The sequence below is a fragment of the Stenotrophomonas sp. YJH_SMC_105-26 genome (assembly GCF_059368915.1).
Window position 1 is genome coordinate 20,216 of record NZ_JCAFSD010000012.1, and the last position, 19,619, is coordinate 39,834.

The following is a 19,619-nucleotide window of genomic DNA, read 5'->3' on the forward strand; positions in this document are numbered from 1 at the left end:
GCGCGGACTGCGCCGTTGTTCTCAGGCCCTGAGAAGCCCCTGCGCCATACTGCAACCCACGCGGCGGACGGCATGCTCGGGGGCAAGACAGTGGCGGACAAGTACTGCGATCTGGTCATGAAAGGCGGCATCACCAGCGGCATCGTGTACCCCAATGCGGTACTGGCGCTGGCCCGCGAGTATCGCTTCAAGAGCATCGGCGGCACTTCAGCCGGCGCCATTGCGGCAGCGGTGGCGGCTGCAGCGGCCTGCGGCGATCGCCGCCAGCAGGCCGGCGAGCAACTGGCTGGCGACGCCGGCTATGGCGGGCTGTCGGCGGTGTCGGCACAGCTGTCGCGGCGCGGCTTCATCTACAGCCTGTTCCAGCCGGCGCGCGGCGCGCGCGCGGCCTATCGGCTGCTGGTGGTGCTGACCGGCAATGCCCGCCTGCCGCACAAACTGCTGTGCCTGGCCGTTGCGGTATTCGAGATCGCGCCGCTGGAAGTGCTGGTGTCGCTGGCGCTGCTGCTCGGCCTGGGCTGGTGGGGCGGTGGCTGGGGCGGCGTGGCCGCCACGCTGCTGCCATCACTGCTGTGCGCCTACGGTGCGGGTGTGGCCGGTGCCGCGCTGCGGGTCGCGCGGGTGGCGCGTCGCAACCTGCTGGGCCTGTGCAGCGGCCTCAGCCGCGATCCACGCAGGCCGGCGCTGACCGAGTGGTTGCATGAATGCCTGCAGCAGCTGTCGGGCAAGCCGCTGGATGCACCGTTGACCTTCGCCGACCTGCACGATGCGCCGCGCTACGCCGGTGAGCCGGACAGCCCGCATGCGATCAGCCTGCAGATGATCACCACCTGCATCTCACACAATGAGCCGCGCACGCTGCCGCTGGGCGGTGCGCAGTTCTGGTTCCTGCGCGAGGAGTTCGAGCAGCTGTTCCCCGCCAGCGTGGTGCAGTGGCTGGTGAGCCAGGCCGGCCCGCCGCTGGAGGTGGAAGGGCGGCAGTACTACCACCTGCCACAGGGCCCGAAGCTGCCGGTGCTGGTGGCCACGCGCATGAGCCTGAGCTTCCCGCTGCTGATCAGCGCGGTGCCGCTGCATGAACCCTCACGCCGCGAACGACGCTGCGAACCGACCGCCCCCGCAGCCGACCAGGAGCACAACGTTGCCGACAGCATGGAAGGGCTGACCAGTGCCGGGCAGACCTGCGGCCCGGTGATCACCGCCTTCCGCATCTGCTGGTTCTCCGATGGCGGCATCAGCAGCAACTTCCCGATCCATCTGTTCGACGCCGCGCTGCCGCGCTGGCCGACCTTCGCCATCAACCTGGTCTATCCACAGGACGCCGAAGCGGTGAGCCAGGGCAGCGGCGGCCGCCAGGCGCTGGAACATGCGGTGTTCCTGCCCACCGAAAACCGCCACGGCTGGCAACGGCATTACCAGTCCATCGCCACGCCACTGGCCGCAGCCGAGCTGGGTCGTTTCCTGTTCGCGGTGGTGGCGACCATGCAGAACTGGCGCGACCTGCTGCAGGCGCGCGCACCGGGCTACCGCGACCGCATCGTGCACGTCAGCCTGCAGGGCGACGAGGGTGGCATGAACCTGGACATGCCGCAGGACGTGCTGACCCGCATCGCCGACAAGGGCAGCCTGGCCGGTGCGCGCTTCTGTTCGTTCTCGTTCGAGAACCACTACTGGATCCGCTGGCGCAACCTGGCCTCGGCCTACCAGCGCTACACGCTGGAAGTGGCGCGCACCGATGATCCGGCGCAGCAGGTGCTGGCCTACCGCGCGGCGTACGCGATGGTCGCCAGCGGTCAGCCGACGCCACCGTCGTACAAGCTGGGCTCGGAAGACAAACGGCTGGCCTCGCAGCAGTTGTGGGGCTTGATGGTCGAGCAGGGCCGCACCTGGGAGGACCTCGGCCCCGACCTCACCGACGGTGCACCGCGTCCGCTTCCGCAGATGAAGGTCACGCCGATCTACTGACCCGATCCTGCGTTCGAATCGGGGTCAGATCCGTTTCCGCAGGAAAACGGATCTGACCCCGCAGTGGTTGCTGCTGTTGCCGGCCAGCGGCCGGCGCTACCACGGGTGCAGGGCGCGGCCCTGCCAAACCCGCCCTATCGCCCCGGCAACTGCGCGAACGCGCGCTGCATGCAGTCCTCGCGCGGGCACACCCGGCACCCCGGGCCGATCGATACCGAATTGCCCGGGCTCTGCACATCCAGCCCCAGTGAATACACCAGGCGTTCGGCATGCTGCAGGTCGCAGCCCAGCGCCACCGCGAAGGTCTTGCGCGGTTGGCCATGGCCGACCGGGCCACTGCTGACCTGCCGCGCCAGCCAGAAATGACGGCGGCCATCGGGCATGCGCGCGGTCTGGGTGAGGATGCGCCCGGGTTGGTTGAACGCCTCGTAGACGATCCACAGCGGGCACGATCCACCCACCTGCGAGAAGTGGAAATCGGTGGCCGAATGGCGCTTTGAGACGTTGCCCGCCCGATCCACGCGGATGAAGAAGAACGGCAGGCCTGGCGCGCTGCGCCGTGCCAGCGTGCTCAGCCGGTGGCAGACCGCTTCGAAGCCGACGCCGAACTGGTGCGCCAGCAGTTCGATGTCGTAGCTGCTGGTTTCGGCTGCACGCAGGAAGCGCATGTACGGCATCACCAGCGCACCGGCGAAATAGTTGGAGAGACCGATCCGCGCCTGCGCGATGCGTGCCTCATCGGTGAACCCGGCGCGCGCCACCACCGCATCGATCTGCGGCAGGTAGCCGTGCAGGGCCAGCTCGGCCGCCATCTGGAACGCCTGCTGTCCGGGCTCCAGATAATCGGGCAGCCACAGCCGCCGCGCACCGGCATCGTAGTGCCGCTTTTCGCGCCCGGCCTGCAGTGCGGCCACTTCCACCAGCACGCCATGGCGGTCGGCCAGCAGCTGGCGCAGCCGCGGTGCCACATGCCCGGGCGACAGCCCCCATTCGGCGAACAGCTGCTCGGCCAGCTCGTCCAGCTCGGGAATGTGGTTGTGCATGCGGTTGAAGAACTCGCGCACCTGGTCACCGGCGGGCAGGGTACTGCCGGCGCCGGGCTCGCCCAGCTGGAACTCCAGTGCGGCCGCGTGCTCGCGCAGCGCCAGGTGACGACGGTGCAGGTCCAACAGCGCGCGGCTGACCTGCGGCAGGTTGCCGGCCAGGGCGCGCAGTTCGGTCGCGCTGACCTCGGCCAGGCCCAGGTCGCGCAGGGTTTCGCCCAGCGCCTCCTGCAGGGCGGCGGGCTCATCGTCATCGAACAGCGAGGAAACGTCGCCCAGCACCTCTCCCAGCTTCTTCTGCACCGCCGGTGTCAGTGGGCGCTTGTTGCGCTCGATCTGGTTCAGGTAGCTGGCCGACAGCCCCAGCGCACGCGCCAGATCGGCCTGGCTGTAGCCGCGCTGCTCGCGCAGCCGCAGCAGGCGCAGGCCGAGTTGCCGCTGGGGAGCTGAATAATTCACAGAATTAACAGGAATCGTGGGGCGTGTTGGCCAGATTAAGCGGATTCAGCCCGGAAATCGAGTCGGGTGCTGTGAATAATGCCAAGCATCTTTCGCACCCTGTGGGATTGTCGTCATGACTGTTGCAGCGCCCCGTATCCGCATGCTGATCGATGGCCAGTTCGTTGAATCGGCCACTTCCCACTGGCAGGACGTGATCAATCCGGCCACTCAGGACGTGCTGGCCCAGGTGCCGTTCGCCACCACCGGCGAAGTGGACGCCGCCGTCGCCGCCGCCAAGGAAGCCTTCAAGACCTGGCGCAAGACCCCGATCGGCACCCGCGCGCGCATCTTCCTGAAGTACCAGCAGCTGATCCGCGAAAACATGAGTGAGCTGGCCCACATCCTCACCGCCGAACAGGGCAAGACCCTGCCGGACGCCGAAGGTGATGTGTTCCGCGGCCTGGAAGTGGTCGAGCACGCCGCCGCCATCGGCAACCTGCAGCTGGGCGAGCTGGCCAACAACGTGGCCAATGGCGTGGACACCTACACGATTATGCAGCCGCTGGGCGTGTGCGCTGGCATCACCCCGTTCAATTTCCCGGCGATGATCCCGCTGTGGATGTTCCCGATGGCGATTGCAACGGGCAACACCTTCATCCTCAAGCCGTCCGAGCAGGACCCGATGGTCACCATGCGCCTGGTCGAGCTTGCCCTGGAAGCCGGCATTCCGAAGGGCGTGCTGAACGTCGTCCACGGCGGCGAGGAAGTGGTCAACGCGATCTGCGACCACCCGGACATCAAGGCCGTGTCGTTCGTCGGGTCCACCCGCGTCGGCACCCACGTCTACAACCGCGCCTCGCTGGCCGGCAAGCGCGTGCAATGCATGATGGGCGCCAAGAACCACGCCGTGGTGCTGCCGGACGCCAACAAGGAACAGACCCTCAACGCAATGGTCGGTGCCGCCTTCGGTGCCGCTGGCCAGCGCTGCATGGCGGCTTCCACGCTGGTGCTGGTCGGTGAAGCGCGCAACTGGGTGCAGGACCTGGTGGCCAAGGCCCAGACCCTGAAGGTCAGCGCCGGCACCGTGTCCGGTACCGACGTCGGTCCGGTCATCTCCTGCAGCGCCCGCGAGCGCGTGGAAGGCCTGATCGCCTCGGGCGTGGAGCAGGGCGCCAAGCTGGTGCTCGATGGCCGCAAGCCGCAGGTCGATGGCTTCGAGAAGGGCAACTTCGTTGGCCCGACCATCTTTGCCGGTGTCACCACCGACATGCGCATCTACCAGGAAGAAATCTTCGGGCCGGTGCTGGTCATCCTCGAAGCGGAAACGCTGGAAGAGGCCATCGCGATGGTCAACAGCAACCCGAACGGCAACGGCACCGCACTGTTCACCCAGTCCGGCGCTGCCGCGCGCAAGTTCCAGGAAGACATCGACGTCGGCCAGGTCGGCATCAACGTGCCGATCCCGGTGCCGGTGCCGCTGTTCTCGTTCACCGGTTCGCGCGCCTCCAAGCTGGGTGACCTGGGCCCGTATGGCAAGCAGGTGGTGCTGTTCTACACCCAGACCAAGACGGTCACCGCGCGCTGGTTCGATGACGAGACGCTGAGCCACGGCGTCAACACCACGATCAGCCTGAAGTAACGGCAGGAGCAGCCATGAGCCACTCGATGACGACGGAACTGGAAGAAGCGCAGCAGGCGTACCGCGAGGCGGCGCGCGACTTCGCACAGGCTGAACTGGCGCCGCACGCCGCGCGATGGGATGCGGAGGGCATCTTTCCGCGCGAGGCGATCGCCAAGGCCGGTGAGTTGGGCTTCTGCGGTCTGTACATGGACCCGGAAGTGGGCGGCAGCGGCCTGAGCCGACTGGACGCCGCCGTCGTCATCGAGGAGCTCGCCAACGTCGATCCGTCGACCGCGGCGTACATCAGCATCCACAACATGGCCTCGTGGATGGTGTCCAGGTGGGGCCAGCCAGCCCTGCGCGATGCGTGGGGCACCGATCTGTCCTCGGGCAACAAGCTGGCCTCGTACTGCCTGACCGAACCGGGCGCCGGTTCCGATGCGGCCTCGCTGAAGACCACCGCCGTGCGCGATGGCGACTTCTACGTGCTGAACGGCTCCAAGGCCTTCATTTCCGGCGCCGGTGCCACCGAGCTGCTGGTGGTGATGGCGCGTACCGGCGGTGCCGGTGCCGGCGGTGTCAGCGCCATTGCGGTGCCGGCGGACCTGCCGGGCATCAGCTTCGGCCGCAAGGAAGAGAAGATGGGCTGGAACAGCCAGCCCACCCGTGGCATCACCTTCGAGAACGTCCGCGTGCCGGTCAGCCACCTTCTGGGAGAGGAAGGCGGCGGCTTCAAGCTGGCGATGAAGGGGCTGGACGGCGGCCGCATCAACATCGCCGCCTGCTCGCTGGGTGCCGCACAGGGTGCACTGGATGCTGCGCGCCGCTACATGGGCGAGCGCCGCCAGTTCGGCAAGGCGCTGGCCGAGTTCCAGGCGCTGCAGTTCAAGCTGGCCGACATGGTCACCCAGCTGGTGGCTGCACGGCAGATGGTGCACACCGCCGCACGCAAGCTCGATGCCGGTGCCAGCGATGCCAACGTGTGGTGCGCGATGGCCAAGCGCTTCGCCACCGATGCCGGTTTCAACGTCTGCAATGAAGCGCTGCAGATCCACGGGGGCTACGGCTACATCCGCGAATACCCGATCGAGCGCCTGCTGCGTGACTGCCGCGTGCACCAGATCCTGGAAGGCACCAACGAGATCATGCGGGTGATTGTTGCCCGTCACCTGCTCAACACCGAAGAGGAACTGCGATGAAGGATTGGCGTACCCAGGAGCACGTGGGCCTGAAGGTGGAGGTGGATGGCCACACCGCCGTGGTCACCCTGAACAACCCGCCGGCGCATACCTGGACCGTGCACAGCCTGTCGGCGCTGCGCGACCTGGTCGGCGCGCTCAACGCAGACCGCGACATCTACGCGCTGGTGATCACCGGTGACGGCGAGAAATTTTTCTCCGCCGGTGCCGACCTCAACCAGTTCGCCTCCGGCGACAAGGCCGCTGCACGTGAGGCCGCGCGCCGCTTCGGTGAAGCCTTCGAAGCGCTGTCCGGTTTCCGTGGCGTGTCGATCGCCGCGATCAACGGCTACGCCATGGGCGGTGGCCTGGAGTGCGCGCTGGCCTGCGACCTGCGCATCATTGAAGACCATGCCCAGGTCGCGCTGCCGGAGGCCACCGTCGGCCTGCTGCCGTGTGCCGGCGGTACCCAGAACCTGCCACGCCTGGTCGGCGAGGGCTGGGCCAAGCGCATGATCCTGCTGGGTGAGCGCATCAATGCCGAGACCGCGCTGCGCATTGGCCTGGCCGAAGAAAAGGTCGGCAAGGGCGAAGCCAAGGCGCTGGCGCTGGAATGGGCGAAGAAGGCCGGCAAGCAGAGCCCGACCAGCATCGCCGCCTGCAAGACCCTGGTGCAGTCCACCCGCACCGGCACCCACGCCTCGGCGCTGGTGGCCGAGCGCGAAGCCTTCGTCGACCTGTTCGACACCGCCGACCAGGTCGAGGGCGTGACCGCCTTCCTGGAAAAGCGCCCCGCGCAGTGGAAGAACGCATGAGCACGGATACCGCTGCCGACGACGCACCGGTGCTGTTCGAAGAGCGCGTGGCCGGCAACGGCACGCGCATCGGCATCGCCACGCTCAATGCGCCGCGTACGCTCAACGGTTTCTCGCTGCCGATGGCGCACCTGCTGCTGAAGCAGCTCAACGCCTGGGCCGACGACGATGGCATCGCCATGGTGGTGCTGCAGGGCGCCGGCGAAAAGGCGTTCTGTGCTGGTGGCGACCTGCACAGCCTGTACAAGGCCATGGTCGCCTTCCGTGAGGCCGGCCACAGCGACATCCGCCAGAACGCCTATGCCGCCGAGTTCTTCGACGTCGAATACCGCGTCGATTACCTCATCCACACCTACACCAAGCCGATCCTGTGCTGGGGCCACGGCATCGTGATGGGCGGCGGCATCGGCCTGATGTCCGGCGCCAGCCACCGTGTGGTCAGCGAACGCTCCAAGCTGGCCTTCCCGGAAATCACCGTCGGCCTGTTCCCTGATGTCGGTGGCAGTTGGCTGCTGCCGCGCGTGCCGGGCAAGGGTGGCCTGTTCCTGGCCCTGACCGGCGCACTGCTCAACCCGGGCGATGCCATCTACGCCGGCCTGGCCGACGTGCACGTGGCCGAAGAACGCCGCAGCGCGGTGTTCGATGCGCTGCTGCAGGTGGCCTGGTCCAATGACACCGCACACAACCACGAACGCCTGACCCATCTGCTGCAGTCGCATGCCAGCGATGCCGCCACCGGTCCACTGCTGGCCCACGCGGCGCAGGTCGATGCGTTGTGCGAAGGCGATGACCTTGAAGCCATCGTGGCGCGCATTGCCGGCCTGCAGACCGACGACGCCTGGTTGCAGGCGGCTCAGAAGACCCTTGCTGCCGGTGCACCGGGTTCGGCACGGTTGGCGTACGAACTGCAGCGCCGCAGTGCCGGCCAGGACCTGGCCGCGATCTATCGCCTGGAGTACATCGTCGCCCTGCATTGCGCCGCCCATGGTGATTTCGCCGAAGGCATCCGCGCGCTGCTGGTCGACAAGGACCGCAATCCGCAGTGGAACCCGGCCACCCTGGCCGAGGCCACCGGCGCGTGGGCAGACACCTTCTTCGCTTCCCCCTGGGCCGACGCCGCGCATCCGCTGGCCGACCTGGGCACTCCCCTTGTTGAAAGGAGCCTTGCATGAGCCGCATTGCATTCATCGGGTTGGGCAACATGGGTGGCCCGATGGCCGCCAATCTGGTCAAGAACGGCCACAGCGTGCGCGTGTTCGATCTGGTTCCGGCCGCGGTGCAGGCCGCTGTCGACGCCGGCGCCAGCGCTGCATCGTCGGCGCGCGACACCCTGGCCGATGCCGAAGTGGTGATCTCGATGCTGCCGGCCAGCCGTCATGTCGAAGGCGTGTACCTGGGCGACGCCGGCATTCTTGCCGCGATCCCGGCCGGTGCACTGGTCATCGACTGCAGCACGATCGCCCCGGCCAGTGCCCGCAAGGTCTCGGAAGCGGCCGCCGCGCGTGGCCTGCAGATGATCGACGCGCCGGTGTCCGGCGGTACCGCCGGCGCCCAGGCCGGCACCCTGACCTTCATCGTCGGCGGCGAGGAAGACGCGCTGGAACGCGCACGCCCGGTGCTGCAGGCGATGGGCAAGAACATCTTCCACGTTGGCGCCAGCGGCGCTGGCCAGGTCGCCAAGCTGTGCAACAACATGGCGCTGGGCGTGATCATGGCGGTGACCGGTGAAGCCATCGCACTGGGCGTGGCGCACGGGCTGGACCCCAAGGTGCTGTCGCAGATGATGGCGGTCAGCACCGGCCGCAGCTGGGCCACCGAAGTGTGCAACCCGTGGCCGGGCGTGCTGGAGAATGCGCCGGCCTCGCGTGGCTACAGCGGCGGTTTCGGCAGTGATCTGATGCTGAAGGACATGGGCCTGGCGGTGGAAGCGGCGATGAGTGTCGGCGCTTCGATTCCGCTGGGCGAAGTGGCCCGCAATCTCTACTCGATGAACCACCAGGCCGGCCGCGGCAAGCTGGATTTCTCCAGCGTCGTGCAGCTCATCACGAGCGAGAAGTGACCTGGTAGTGCCGGCCGCTGGCCGGCAACCTCATGCCCCCGTGCGGGACAACGGAGGTGGGATGGGCGGATGTTCGGTTTCGACCGGCATCCGCCCATTTTTTTGGGGGTCGGATCCCTTTCGCAACGCGAAAGGGCTCTGACCCCATATAGCCGTGCGGGCCTGGGATGGGGTCAGAGCCCTTTGCCGGTGGCAAAGGGATCCGACCCCGGCGCCGCATCAGGCAACGATCAGCGTTACATCAATGTTGCCGCGGGTGGCGTTGGAGTACGGGCACACGATGTGCGCCTTCTGCACCAGTTCTTCCACCTGCTCGCGCGGCACGCCCGGCACGTTGATGGTCAGCTCGGCCTCGATGCCGAAGCCGGTCGGGATCTGGCCGATGCCGACCTTGCCGGTGACGGTGGTGTCGGCCGGCAGCGCGACCTTGGCCTGGCCGGCCACGAACTTCAGCGCGCCCAGGAAGCAGGCCGAGTAGCCAGCGGCGAACAGCTGTTCCGGATTGGTGCCCGGGCCGCCGGCGCCACCCAGCTCGCGCGGGGTCGACAGCTGGATGTCCAGCACGTTGTCGGACGAGACGGAACGGCCTTCACGGCCGCCGGTGGAGGTGGCCTGGGCGGTATACAGAACCTTTTCGATGGACATCGGGATGCTCCTGGTCAGTGGGTGGGAGTTGCGTTGGAGCCTACTTTGCCCGGTTTCCGCGTACGTTGGGTTGCAGTCCGTACGAAAAACTTGATTGATCGTCCTGCTGGTCTAGATCGTCCACTCGCGGTCGGTGGTGAACATGATGGTCAGCCAGCGGTCCGGCGAGGCCTCGCCCAGCGCATCGCCGATCTCGTCGCGCAGCTGGTCCCATTCCAGCAGGGGCCGCGGCGGATCGTCCTCGCGTACCACGAAGAACAACTCGATCTGCTCGCCACGCCCCACCTGGGCGACGTAGCTGCGATGCTCGACGAAGCCATGCTTGGCCACGATCGCGCGTGCCACCGCGTCCACGTGCGCCTGCAGTTCCGGCGGGGTGACCAGCAGGATGCCGGCCAGCGCCCGGCGCACCGTCCCGAGCGGGGCGATCATCACCAGCACGCAGACGAAGGCGAGGATGGCCGGGTCGATGTACGGCCCGACCCAGGCCAGCGAGGTGCCGCGCACCAGTACGCCGCCAAGGAAGGCCAGCAGGTAGCAGGCCGACATGCTGGCGGCGATCACCCAGTTCTTCGCGTCCAGCGCGATGAACTCCGAACCGATGCGGCGGTTGGCGCGCAGCACGAACCAGGCCAGCGCACCTTCGCCGATGATCGACAACCCGGCGAAGGCGATGGCTGGGCCGAGTGCGATGTGGCGGCCGCCGGACATCAGCGCATCCACCGCATTGACCAGCGCATACAGTGCCGCGCCGATCATCAGCGTGCCGCTCACCCCCAGCACGATGGGCTCCAGGTGCCAGAAGCCCATGGTGAAGCGCTGGTTGAGCCGCGACTGCAGCGCGTCGGTGCTGGTGGACAGTGCGATCAGACGCGCGACCAGCAGTGACAGCCAGGTCATCACCACATCGATCAGGCCGTAGATGCCATCGAAGATGATCAGCGAGGAATTGGCCAGAAGACCAAATACCACCGCAGCGGCAGCCAGCAGCAATGAGCCTGCGATGGACAGGCGCAGCACGCCTTGTTCGGTACGCGCATCGAAGAAGCGTTCGGTGTTGGCAGGCATGCGGGAATCCAGCGGGAAATAGGCTGCGGAAGCAGCGCGTTGCCATTCTATCCAGCCTGCGGCACGTCGCCATGACCACGCCCGCACAGCGCCTGGAAAAGTCACCAGACTGGTAACCGTTTGCGGATTGACGGGTGCACACCCGAAGCGTATCGTTTGTACCACGATGACATAGAAGCCTCCGGTGACCCCGGGGGCTTCTTTCGTTTGCGCCGTCGCGCGCTGCGAGGTCACCGCCACCGGCCCTGACGTCCCCGTCGCAGCCGTTCTGTTTTCCGCCCCGATCCTGCCTTTCCCGCGCCGTCCTGGTGATCGCGTGGGGCGCCGCCGTGCGCGCAGGATCGGGGCACTCCACATCCATCAACGAAGGAGGATTCGATGCCCCTGCTGACCCTTGAGCAGTGCCGCGCGCACTGCCGTATCGACGGCGATTTTGACGACGCCATCCTGGGTGACCTGCTGGCCGCAGCCAGCGACGCAGCCGCGGCCTATCTGGGCCGCGAGCTGTACGCCGACCAGGCCGCGCTGGACCAGGCGCTTGACCAGCTGCCGCAGGACATGGCGGCGGCGGTGACCGGGCATGAAGCCGCGGTTGCCGCCGCCAATGCCGAGACCAACGCGGCCAAGGCCAAGGCCATGCGTGATGTGGCCGATCGCCGCCTGGCCATGGCGACCGCGCGCAGTGCGCGCCTGCTGCAGGGCATGCCGGTCAACGACAGCATCCGTGCAGCGGTGCGCCTGTTGCTGGGCCACCTGTACGCCCATCGCGAAGCCGTGGTCGTCTCTGCGCAGACGTTCGATGCACCGGCAGGCGCCGCTGCCATCGCAATGGAGCTGCCGTTCGGCGTGGCCGCGCTGCTTGATCCGTACCGATCGGCAGCAACGCCATGAACGCCGGCCACTTCAATCGCCGCATCCGCATCGAGCGCCAGGACGGCCAGCTCGATGCGTGGGGGCAGCCGCTGGACGCCTGGCAGCCGGTGGCAGAGCTGTGGGCCGCCATCATCGCCGACCGCGCAGACAGCGTGCAGCGGCTGACGCTGGAAAGCCGCCTGCCGGCAACGATCCGGCGCCAGCGCTTCCATGTCCGATTGGCAGCCGCACGACAGGCAGGCATCCAGGCCGGCATGCGCATCGTGCATGACGGTCGTGTTTTCAACATCACCGGCGTTGCGCCCGACTTCAGCCAGCGCCAGACCACGGTGCTGTTCACCGAACAGTCTTCAGGCATCGCCTGAGCGACGCCAACCAGGACACCGCGATGAGTTACGAAGCACAGCTGCACGCGCTGCTGGCCCCGCTGCTGCAGGGCCGGCTGTATCCCGACCTTCCGCCGGAACCGGTCATCTATCCGTGTGCCGTCTACCAGCAGATGGGTGGACAGTCCGTGTGGTTCAACGAAGGTTCCATTCCCGAACAGAAGCACGCTCGCGTGCAGCTGACCGTCTGGGCAGACAGCCGCGCCCAGGCCAACACCCTGATCCGCAACATCGAGGATCAGGTATGCGCAGGATTGCCGACCGCCGAATCGTTCGGCGCTGCAATCGCCGTGCATGAGCCGATGCTGCACAAGTACGGCGCGCGGCTCGATTTCGGCCTGTGGTACGTCGACCCGTAAACCGCATCACCCGTGCAACACCCCAGCCTGGCATTCGCCGGGCTTTTTTTTATCCAACGAGGAAATACACCATGGCACTCAAGCTTCCCAAGGGCACCCAGTTCGGCTTCGCACCGGTCGTCTCCACCGCGATCGCCACCAGCGCGATCTCCAAGGCTGCGCCGGCGCTGGCCAGCGTTGCCGCCAACAGCGTCGACACCGGCGATGTGGTGGTCATTGAACTGCCGGGCTGGCCGGCCCTGAACAACCGCGCCACCCGCGCCGGTGCTGAAGCCACCGGCAGCGTTGAACTGCTGGGCATCGACACCACCGATACCGTGCTGTTCCCCGGTACCAGCGGTGCCGGTGTACTGCGCAAGGCGGGCGCCTTCGTCGACCTGGACCAGCAGGGCGACCCGACCACCGCCGGTGGCGAGCAGCAGTACTGGAGCGGCACGCTGCTCGAAGACCCGACCGGTCGCCAGGTCCAGATGCCGACCTTCAAGAACGCCAAGACCATCACCCTGCCGCTGTTCTACGATCCGAAGAAGCCGTGGTATTCGGCACTGAAGAACGCTGACGCCAAGGGCGAGCCGGTGATCCTGCGGGCCAAGCTGGTCGGTGGCGACGTGCTGTACTGGTACGGCTACCTGAGCTACAACGGCGACCCGACCATGGCCGCCAACACCCCGATGGGCACCACCGCGACCTTCACCGCGCTGGCAGACTCCATCCTGGTCGAGGGCGCCTGATGTTCCAGGTCAAGGCGCCGGAGAGCTTCAAGAGCACCCTGACCATCGTCGGTCACGGCCGCGAGCAGAAGCTCAACCTGACCTACCGGCACCTGTCGGTAGCCGACTACGCCAGCCTGCTGGAGCGTCTGGGCGATGACACGTTGAGCGTGGCCCAGGCCATCCTGGACATCGTGGTGGACTGGGATGCCGATGTGGCGCTGGACACCGCCGGCGTCGAGCTGGCGCTGCAGCAGCAGGCCGGCCTGGATGGCGCCATCATCGGTGGCTACACCCAGGCCCTGCAGGTCGCACGCAAGGGAAACTGATCGATGCGGTGGGGGCCCTGTACTGGCGGGCCCCCACCGAGTCCGAGCTGATGAAGCTTGGATTGAAGGCAAAGCACTTTCCACCGCCCCAGGTCGAGCTGTGGCCGGAGTGCGTGCTTCCCATCGAACTTTTCTCGCGGGTTGCCACCCAGTGGCGCGTCGGCGCAGGTGGCCCGATCGGGCTGGATTACAACGTGGTCTACCGGGAGCTGGAGCGCGAAGCGCTCGACGGCGACCAGCATGACGAGGTGATGGCGGCCATCCGCATCATCGAACGCGCGGCCTTGGAGCAGATGCAACAGGAATGAGCCGGCCATCGCGGCAATGCCGATGGCCGATCCCGGCTCCGCCGAAGCGGAGCCGACTCTCCCGAGGAACACTCAATGAGCACTACATCGCCTGGCAGCACACGGACCACCGTGGAGGCCAGCAACGCATTGGAAACGGCCATGCAGGCAGCAAGGCGCGGCATGACCGAGATGACCGGCACCACACAGGAGTTCCAGCGGCAGCTGGAGAAGATCAACACGGTGCAGCAGGCCTTCAATGCCGTGCTGACCACCAGCGCATCATTGGTCACCGCACTGTCCACGCAGCTGACCGCCCTGAACACGCAGCTGCAGGCGGTGGCGAAGACAGGAACAACCGCAGCGGGCGCGGACGCCGGCAAGGCTGCAAAGAAGGAAGAGAAGGCCCAACAGGACGACAAGGGCCTGGCAGGCATCCGCAAGGGCCTGGGCGGCGCGCTCGGCGACTATATCGGCAAGACCGAAAACACCGCCACGGCTGCCAAGAAAGCCTTCGACAAAGCGTTCACGGGCGCCGACGAAGCGTTGAGGAGCTTCGTGACCACCGGCAAGTCCAAGTACAAGGAACTGGCCCAGTCCATCCTGTCCGACCTCAAGATGATCGCCGCACAGCAGGCACTGGTCTGGGGGGCGAGGAAGATCGCCGGCTTGATGGGGGTCGACCTGACGCCCAAGGATGCAGCGACGGACGCGGCGGCGGTGGCTGCAGGCGTGGCGACTGCCAAGGACGCCAAGGTCGGCGATGCCAAGGCGGGCGAAACCAAGGACGCCAAGGACACCAAAGGCACCACAGGACTTTCGGGGTTCCGCAAGGGCTTCGGCAGCGCGCTCGGCGAGTACATGGAAAAGACCGAGAACTCCGCCAAGTCCACCCAGGATGCCTTTTCCAAGGCGTTCACCGGCGCAGAGGCGGCACTGCAGAGCTTCGTGAAGACGGGCAAGTCCAACTACAAGGATCTGGCCAAGTCGATCATCGCCGATCTCAAGATGATCGCCATCCAACAGGCAATCGTCTGGGGCGTCAAGAAGATCGCGGGCCTGTTCGGATATGGCACGGGGATGGAGGCCAACGCCAACGGTGGCGTCTACCAGTCGCCGAGCCTGTCGGCCTATTCCGGCGGTGTCTACAACACCCCGCAGCTGTTCGCCTTCGCCAGGGGCGCAGGCGTATTCGGCGAAGCGGGACCGGAAGCGATCATGCCGCTGCGGCGCGGGCCGGACGGCCGTCTGGGTGTGGCCGCGCACGGTGGCGGCGGTGGTGGCGGAGTGGGAGTCAGCATCCGCATCGACAACAACGGTGGCAAGGAAGTCACCACCAACGAAAGCATGCTGCAGCAGTTCGGCAACGAGATTGGCCAGTTCGTGGAACGCAAGTACCGCGAGCTGCAGAGTCGTGACCTGAAGGCAGGTGGTGTGCTCAGCAGGAGTGCCATGCAATGACCGACACCTTCACCTGGCCGGCAACCAGCCAGAGTACTGGAACCACCACCGCCGCCGTGAAGCGCGCGAAGTTCGGAGATGGCTATGCGCAGGCCGCTGCCGATGGCCTGAACGCCACTTCACGCAGTTACCAGCTGCAGTTCGTCGGCAACCGCAAAACGATCAACGAGATCGTGACCTTCCTGGATGGTCATGCCGGCCGCAGCTTCCTGTGGAAAGGGCCACTGGGGCAGGGGCTGTACATGTGTGATTCCTACACCGACAGCCATCTCGGCGGCCAGGTATCGACCATCACCGCCACCTTCGAGCAGACCTTCCACGCGTAGGCATGAGCATGGATCTTCAACGGATCGACCTGGATACCATCCAGCCCAACGGAAAGCGTGGGGAGACCCAGCGGCCCGCCTTCACCAAGATCAACCAGAACTTTCAGGATGTTGCGTTGGCGCTGGAGGGAATCCCTGGTGCCATCGCAGACTCAGTCTCGGGAAAGAACCGTTTGATCAATGGGAATTTCGAGCTCTGGCAGCGTGGGGACAACTTCACCGCCGCCGCTGCCTACTGTGCAGACAGATTCTTTGCACAGCAGGGAGGGATGGACGGAGCAGTCATATTCAAATCACCCGTTGCCCCGGGCGATTCGAACTTCCCGAGAAGCCTGTTTACGTTGGCCGCCAATTGCAACGGGAATCACAACGCCGCCGGACACCATTTCCTGTTCGAGCAGCGTGTGGAAAGTGTGCGGACCTTTGCCGCATCGGAGAGCACGCTATCGTTCCTGGTCTACAACGCAGGCACCGCAGGCAGAAAGATCGCAGTCGAGTTCCTGCAGCGCTTCGGAACGGGCGGAAGCCCCACTGTCACGGCGATCCAGCCGGAAGTTTTCACGCTCGCACAGGGCCTGAACCGGATCAGCAAGACCGTCAGTCTTCCTTCCATCTACGGTAAGACGCTTGGCAGTGGCGATGATTCGGTCATCTGTGCGGTATGGCTCTCAGCAGGCAGCGACTTCAACGCGCGCACAGGAGGGCTCGGCGCGCAGGCAGGCCAGTTGTACTTCGGTGAAATGCAATGGGAAGCCGGCGCACGGGCGACCCGCTTCGAGTGGAGATCACCGGCCCACGAGCTTGCGCTGTGCCAGCGCTACTACCAGAAGTCCTTTCCTGTTACAGAGGTTCCCAACAGCAGGAGCAGCTCCGCCGTCCATCGGAACGCCGTGGCCTTCAACAGTGGTACCTGCCGGGTTGTTGCAGAGTTCAAAGGCACGATGCGCAGCACGCCAAAGCTGCTGTTCCATGCAGGCGGAGAAGGTGGTGACATCGGATCGCCGAGCTTCTGGAGGTACTACGACGCCGCGGGCGGAACATGGCGCGCGGGAACGCTGACTAACGTAGTCATGGCAACGAGCCAGGCGTTCATGGCTGACGTAGGCGGTGCGGGCTTCCTGGTAAGCGGCTCTGTTCTACTGGCAGGCCACTACACCGCCGATGCCGAACTCTGAGTGCATTCATGCGTCTGCGGGATCGGGCGGAAAGCCGTGAGATCCGCCCATTGACGGAATGAAAGTACTCAGACCCCGAGCGGACGCCGCCGATTCACCTCGTTCAAGGAGCCAACAATGGCAAGAAAGATCATCGACCTCGATTCCGTTCAACCGAACGGAAAGCGGGGTGAAACACAGCGCCCGGCGTTTACCAAGATCAACGAGAATTTCGCCGAGGTCTACGACGCGTTGACCGAGGTCGCGAAGATCCCGGAAACCGTGGCGAATGCCATCAACGAGCGCGTTCCAGGCAGGAATCTGCTCATCAATGGCGCCCTGCAGTTCTGGCAACGCCGTACATCTGGTCGTGTCGGCACTGGGTCGGGGACGCTGGGCGCGGAAGTGTTCTTCGCCGACCGTTTCACGAACTCGGCACTGGTCTGCAACCACGACGTACAGCGCGTGGCGTACGACGGGCAAGCCGGATTTCCGGAAGACACACGGTCGATTCTGGTCTGCACCGTATCCGAGGCCATCGCCAGAAGTGGCGCCTGGATGGGGCAGAAGATCGAGGGTGTCCGCAGTGCAAGCGGAGACATCACGATCTCGGTATGGGCGAACTCTGATGCGCCCGGTCGCAGTGTGGGCGTGCGTGTCATCCAGGATTTTGGAACCGGCGGCTCACCCTCGCCGCAGGTGGTGCTGGAAGCCGGTGTGCTCACAGTGGGCACCACCGCCAAACGTCACAGCATCACGGTGACGTTGCCGAGTACCCGGGGAAAGGTGCTCGGCAGCAACGGCAACGACCACCTCTACGTAGTGTTCGACCTGTGCGGTGCTGGTCAGAAGGGCGAGCTGGTGGCACAGAACGGCTCGTTCGGCTTTACCCAGTTCCAGGTCGAATCGGGCCGCGCAGCGACATGCTTCGACTGGCGGCCGCCAGGTGTGGAACTGGCGTTGTGCCAGCGCTACTACGAGAAGAGCTACAACCTCGACATCGTACCCAACACGGCGCACAACGAAGGGCGCGAGGCATTCTCGATCAACTCACCGGGAATGGCGCATTACCAGAGCGTGCGATTCCAGACGGCAAAGCGCGCTCATCCCTACGTGATGATCATCTCGGCCGACAACATCCAGCAGGATGGACACATCGCGGAAGACAACATCTCCCGCGTGCCCTGCCTGGTCAACTACGCCTCGCCTTCCGGGTACGAAGTCAGCTGGACCAACAATCCAGGCCGCTGGGGCGGCTGGTGGCATTGGTGGGCCGACGCCGAGCTTTGATGGGGCGCCCGCAGGGAACAGGACGACAGCAATGACGAGAAAAATCATCGACCTCGATTCCGTTCAGCCGAACGGAATGCGGGGCGAAACCCAGCGCCCGGCGTTTACCAAGATCAACGACAACTTCGCCGAAGTGTATGGCGCGCTGGATTCGCTGGAAAGCGCTTTGCAGAGCGCGGCTCCAGGCAGGAACCGCCTGATCAACGGCAACTTCGATTTCTGGCAGCGGGCCAGCACTGGCACCACCCAAGGCGGCGAGATCTATGTGGCCGATCGTTGGACCGTGGCAGCGCTGAGCTGCACGCATACCGCAAATCGCGGGGCCAATCTTCCTGCCGGCGGTGCCGCGCCGGAATCGCGCCGTTTCCTCAACAGCGTTGTCTCCAAGGTCAGTGCAGGCAGCAGCGCCTATGTCGCACAGAAGGTCGAAGGGGTCGCCACACTGTCCGACGGCGAAGTGGTGGTTTCCGGCTTCGCCTATGGCCCGCCAGGAAAACGCATCGGTGTTCGTCTCATCCAGCACTTTGGCACCGGTGGTTCGCCTTCCGCCGCGGTCAGCGTAGAGCTGGGAACCGTAGCGGTCACCGCCGCGTCCTGGACCTATTTCCAGCTCAGTGCGCGATTGCCATCGGTGAAGGGGAAGACCCTGGGCAGCAATGCCGACAGCGATTTCCTGTGGCTGGTGGTGGATCTGTGCGCCGATGCCTATGGCGGTGTCATCTCCGGTCAGAGCGGAGAGTTCGGCCTTGCGATGATGCAGCTGGAGCGCGGCGACAGGGCAACGGCATTCGACCTGCGCCCGCTGGCCCACGAGCTGCAGCTGTGCCAGCGCTACTACGAGAAGAGCTACAACCTGGATGTGCCGCCTGGCACGGCCGATGGCATCGGACGCGACAACCAGTTCTACGACCGCAGTGTCGGCGTTGGCAGCACCTCGCATATCCGGTGTCGCGTGCCCAAGCGGGCCATCCCAGCCTACACGGTCTACAGCGATGTGAACGGGCAGGCAGGGCGCATATCCGGCGCAAGCGGCGGCATCGGCACGGTGACATCCATCGTATATGCCGGCCAGTCCGGCGCACAGGTCAATTACCAATCCGCCGCAGGCAACTGGGGCTCCTCCTTCCATTGGACCGCCGACGCGGAGCTATGACATGTATCAACTGACCGAAGAGATCGACACCATCAAGTGCCTGCAGACCGGCGCCTTCATTCCACGTGGCCACCGTCTGTGGAATGACTATGAAGCCTGGTGTACGGCAGGCAATGAGCCGGAGCCGGTACCGCCGCTGTTCGTACCCGGCTCGGCGCAGTTCCATCGCTTCATCCGCGGAAAGGCGTGGGAGTGGATGGCCCAGTGTGCCCGCGATCGCGGCTATGACAGCATCGAGAGTTGCTGCAGCTACGCGGGCAGTGCGGTGCCGCGCTATGCGCAGGACGCCATCGCCATGATTGCCTGGCGCGACGGGGTCAACCTCGCATTGGAGACTATTGAGTCCACCGCCGAGGAGAACGCGCCGGACTGGCGGCAGGTCCAGGCGCAACTGCCGCAGCCGGATGCATTCGGCTGGCCTGCCGAGCAGGCGCCGGAAATCATCGGCGGCTGAGG

At 65.7% G+C, this 19,619-nt stretch carries 21 protein-coding genes; 18 read left to right on the top strand and 3 right to left on the bottom strand.

Translation table 11 applies throughout. The features are described 5' to 3' along the window. Positions 1-72: 72 nt before the first annotated feature. Positions 73-1,965 (top strand): patatin-like phospholipase family protein, encoded by a 1,893-nt coding sequence (locus AC5P7F_RS19390; protein WP_164077536.1) that lies wholly within the window; start codon positions 73-75, stop codon positions 1,963-1,965. A gap of 134 nt (positions 1,966-2,099) precedes the next feature. Here AC5P7F_RS19390 and AC5P7F_RS19395 read toward each other — a convergent pair whose 3' ends face one another. Then, entirely contained in the window at positions 2,100-3,467 is a 1,368-nt protein-coding gene (locus tag AC5P7F_RS19395) for a helix-turn-helix domain-containing protein (protein WP_014645590.1), read from the bottom strand. Between the two features lie 115 nt (positions 3,468-3,582). Here AC5P7F_RS19395 and AC5P7F_RS19400 point away from each other — a divergent pair, with 115 nt between their 5' ends. Genes AC5P7F_RS19400 through mmsB form a run of 5 tightly spaced genes read left to right on the top strand, consistent with a single transcriptional unit; the run spans position 3,583 to position 9,122 of the window. Beyond that, complete coding sequence (locus tag AC5P7F_RS19400; protein WP_014645591.1) at positions 3,583-5,088, top strand: CoA-acylating methylmalonate-semialdehyde dehydrogenase; 1,506 nt, start codon at positions 3,583-3,585, stop codon at positions 5,086-5,088. A gap of 14 nt (positions 5,089-5,102) precedes the next feature. Next, complete coding sequence (locus tag AC5P7F_RS19405; protein ID WP_164077535.1) at positions 5,103-6,269, top strand: acyl-CoA dehydrogenase family protein; 1,167 nt, start codon at positions 5,103-5,105, stop codon at positions 6,267-6,269. Continuing rightward, the gene (locus AC5P7F_RS19410; RefSeq protein WP_164077534.1) at positions 6,266-7,063 is read left to right on the top strand and encodes an enoyl-CoA hydratase; all 798 of its coding nucleotides are present in this window, start codon (positions 6,266-6,268) and stop codon (positions 7,061-7,063) included. The genes AC5P7F_RS19405 and AC5P7F_RS19410 overlap by 4 nt, the downstream gene beginning before the upstream one ends. Then, entirely contained in the window at positions 7,060-8,235 is a 1,176-nt protein-coding gene (locus tag AC5P7F_RS19415; protein WP_164077533.1) for an enoyl-CoA hydratase/isomerase family protein, read from the top strand. Before AC5P7F_RS19410 ends, AC5P7F_RS19415 begins: the two co-directional genes overlap by 4 nt. Further along, complete coding sequence (gene mmsB / locus AC5P7F_RS19420) at positions 8,232-9,122, top strand: 3-hydroxyisobutyrate dehydrogenase (RefSeq protein WP_164077532.1); 891 nt, start codon at positions 8,232-8,234, stop codon at positions 9,120-9,122. The genes AC5P7F_RS19415 and mmsB overlap by 4 nt, the downstream gene beginning before the upstream one ends. A gap of 219 nt (positions 9,123-9,341) precedes the next feature. On the opposite strand, the gene AC5P7F_RS19425 is transcribed toward mmsB, so the two are convergent. Beyond that, positions 9,342-9,767, bottom strand: coding sequence for an organic hydroperoxide resistance protein (locus AC5P7F_RS19425; RefSeq protein ID WP_004153735.1), 426 nt, complete (start codon positions 9,765-9,767; stop codon positions 9,342-9,344). Between the two features lie 111 nt (positions 9,768-9,878). Beyond that, a complete protein-coding gene (locus tag AC5P7F_RS19430; protein WP_014645594.1) occupies positions 9,879-10,835 on the bottom strand; it encodes a cation diffusion facilitator family transporter in 957 nt (318 codons plus the stop codon). A 378-nt stretch (positions 10,836-11,213) separates the two neighbouring features. Between AC5P7F_RS19430 and AC5P7F_RS19435 the strand changes: the two genes are divergently transcribed. The 12 genes from AC5P7F_RS19435 to AC5P7F_RS19490 all read left to right on the top strand — a co-directional run bounded on the left by AC5P7F_RS19435 (position 11,214) and on the right by AC5P7F_RS19490 (position 19,617). Next, positions 11,214-11,726: a head-tail connector protein gene (locus AC5P7F_RS19435; protein WP_164077531.1), complete on the top strand. Its 513-nt coding sequence runs from the start codon at positions 11,214-11,216 to the stop codon at positions 11,724-11,726. After that, complete coding sequence (locus tag AC5P7F_RS19440; RefSeq protein WP_126411611.1) at positions 11,723-12,073, top strand: head-tail adaptor protein; 351 nt, start codon at positions 11,723-11,725, stop codon at positions 12,071-12,073. Before AC5P7F_RS19435 ends, AC5P7F_RS19440 begins: the two co-directional genes overlap by 4 nt. A gap of 23 nt (positions 12,074-12,096) precedes the next feature. After that, a complete protein-coding gene (gp17, locus tag AC5P7F_RS19445) occupies positions 12,097-12,453 on the top strand; it encodes a tail completion protein gp17 (RefSeq protein WP_014645597.1) in 357 nt (118 codons plus the stop codon). Between the two features lie 71 nt (positions 12,454-12,524). After that, the gene (locus tag AC5P7F_RS19450; RefSeq protein ID WP_014645598.1) at positions 12,525-13,184 is read left to right on the top strand and encodes a phage tail protein; all 660 of its coding nucleotides are present in this window, start codon (positions 12,525-12,527) and stop codon (positions 13,182-13,184) included. Then, a complete protein-coding gene (locus AC5P7F_RS19455) occupies positions 13,184-13,492 on the top strand; it encodes a phage tail assembly chaperone (protein ID WP_014645599.1) in 309 nt (102 codons plus the stop codon). The genes AC5P7F_RS19450 and AC5P7F_RS19455 overlap by 1 nt, the downstream gene beginning before the upstream one ends. A gap of 50 nt (positions 13,493-13,542) precedes the next feature. Then, positions 13,543-13,800 carry a DUF1799 domain-containing protein gene (locus AC5P7F_RS19460; protein ID WP_014645600.1) on the top strand — a complete coding sequence of 86 codons (258 nt, stop codon included), beginning with the start codon at positions 13,543-13,545 and terminating at the stop codon, positions 13,798-13,800. 75 nt (positions 13,801-13,875) lie between these two features. Then, complete coding sequence (locus tag AC5P7F_RS19465; protein ID WP_164077530.1) at positions 13,876-15,240, top strand: phage tail tape measure C-terminal domain-containing protein; 1,365 nt, start codon at positions 13,876-13,878, stop codon at positions 15,238-15,240. Next, positions 15,237-15,566 (top strand): phage tail protein, encoded by a 330-nt coding sequence (locus tag AC5P7F_RS19470; protein ID WP_049441818.1) that lies wholly within the window; start codon positions 15,237-15,239, stop codon positions 15,564-15,566. Before AC5P7F_RS19465 ends, AC5P7F_RS19470 begins: the two co-directional genes overlap by 4 nt. A gap of 2 nt (positions 15,567-15,568) precedes the next feature. Next, positions 15,569-16,741 carry a hypothetical protein gene (locus AC5P7F_RS19475; RefSeq protein WP_164077529.1) on the top strand — a complete coding sequence of 391 codons (1,173 nt, stop codon included), beginning with the start codon at positions 15,569-15,571 and terminating at the stop codon, positions 16,739-16,741. A gap of 117 nt (positions 16,742-16,858) precedes the next feature. Continuing rightward, entirely contained in the window at positions 16,859-18,010 is a 1,152-nt protein-coding gene (locus AC5P7F_RS19480; RefSeq protein ID WP_481462457.1) for a hypothetical protein, read from the top strand. 31 nt (positions 18,011-18,041) lie between these two features. Next, positions 18,042-19,163, top strand: a complete 1,122-nt coding sequence (locus AC5P7F_RS19485) for a hypothetical protein (RefSeq protein ID WP_146257713.1) — start codon at positions 18,042-18,044, stop codon at positions 19,161-19,163. Position 19,164: 1 nt separating this feature from the next. Further along, on the top strand, positions 19,165-19,617 hold the full coding sequence (locus tag AC5P7F_RS19490) for a hypothetical protein (protein WP_075076396.1): 453 nt from the start codon (positions 19,165-19,167) through the stop codon (positions 19,615-19,617). Positions 19,618-19,619: the final 2 nt, after the last annotated feature.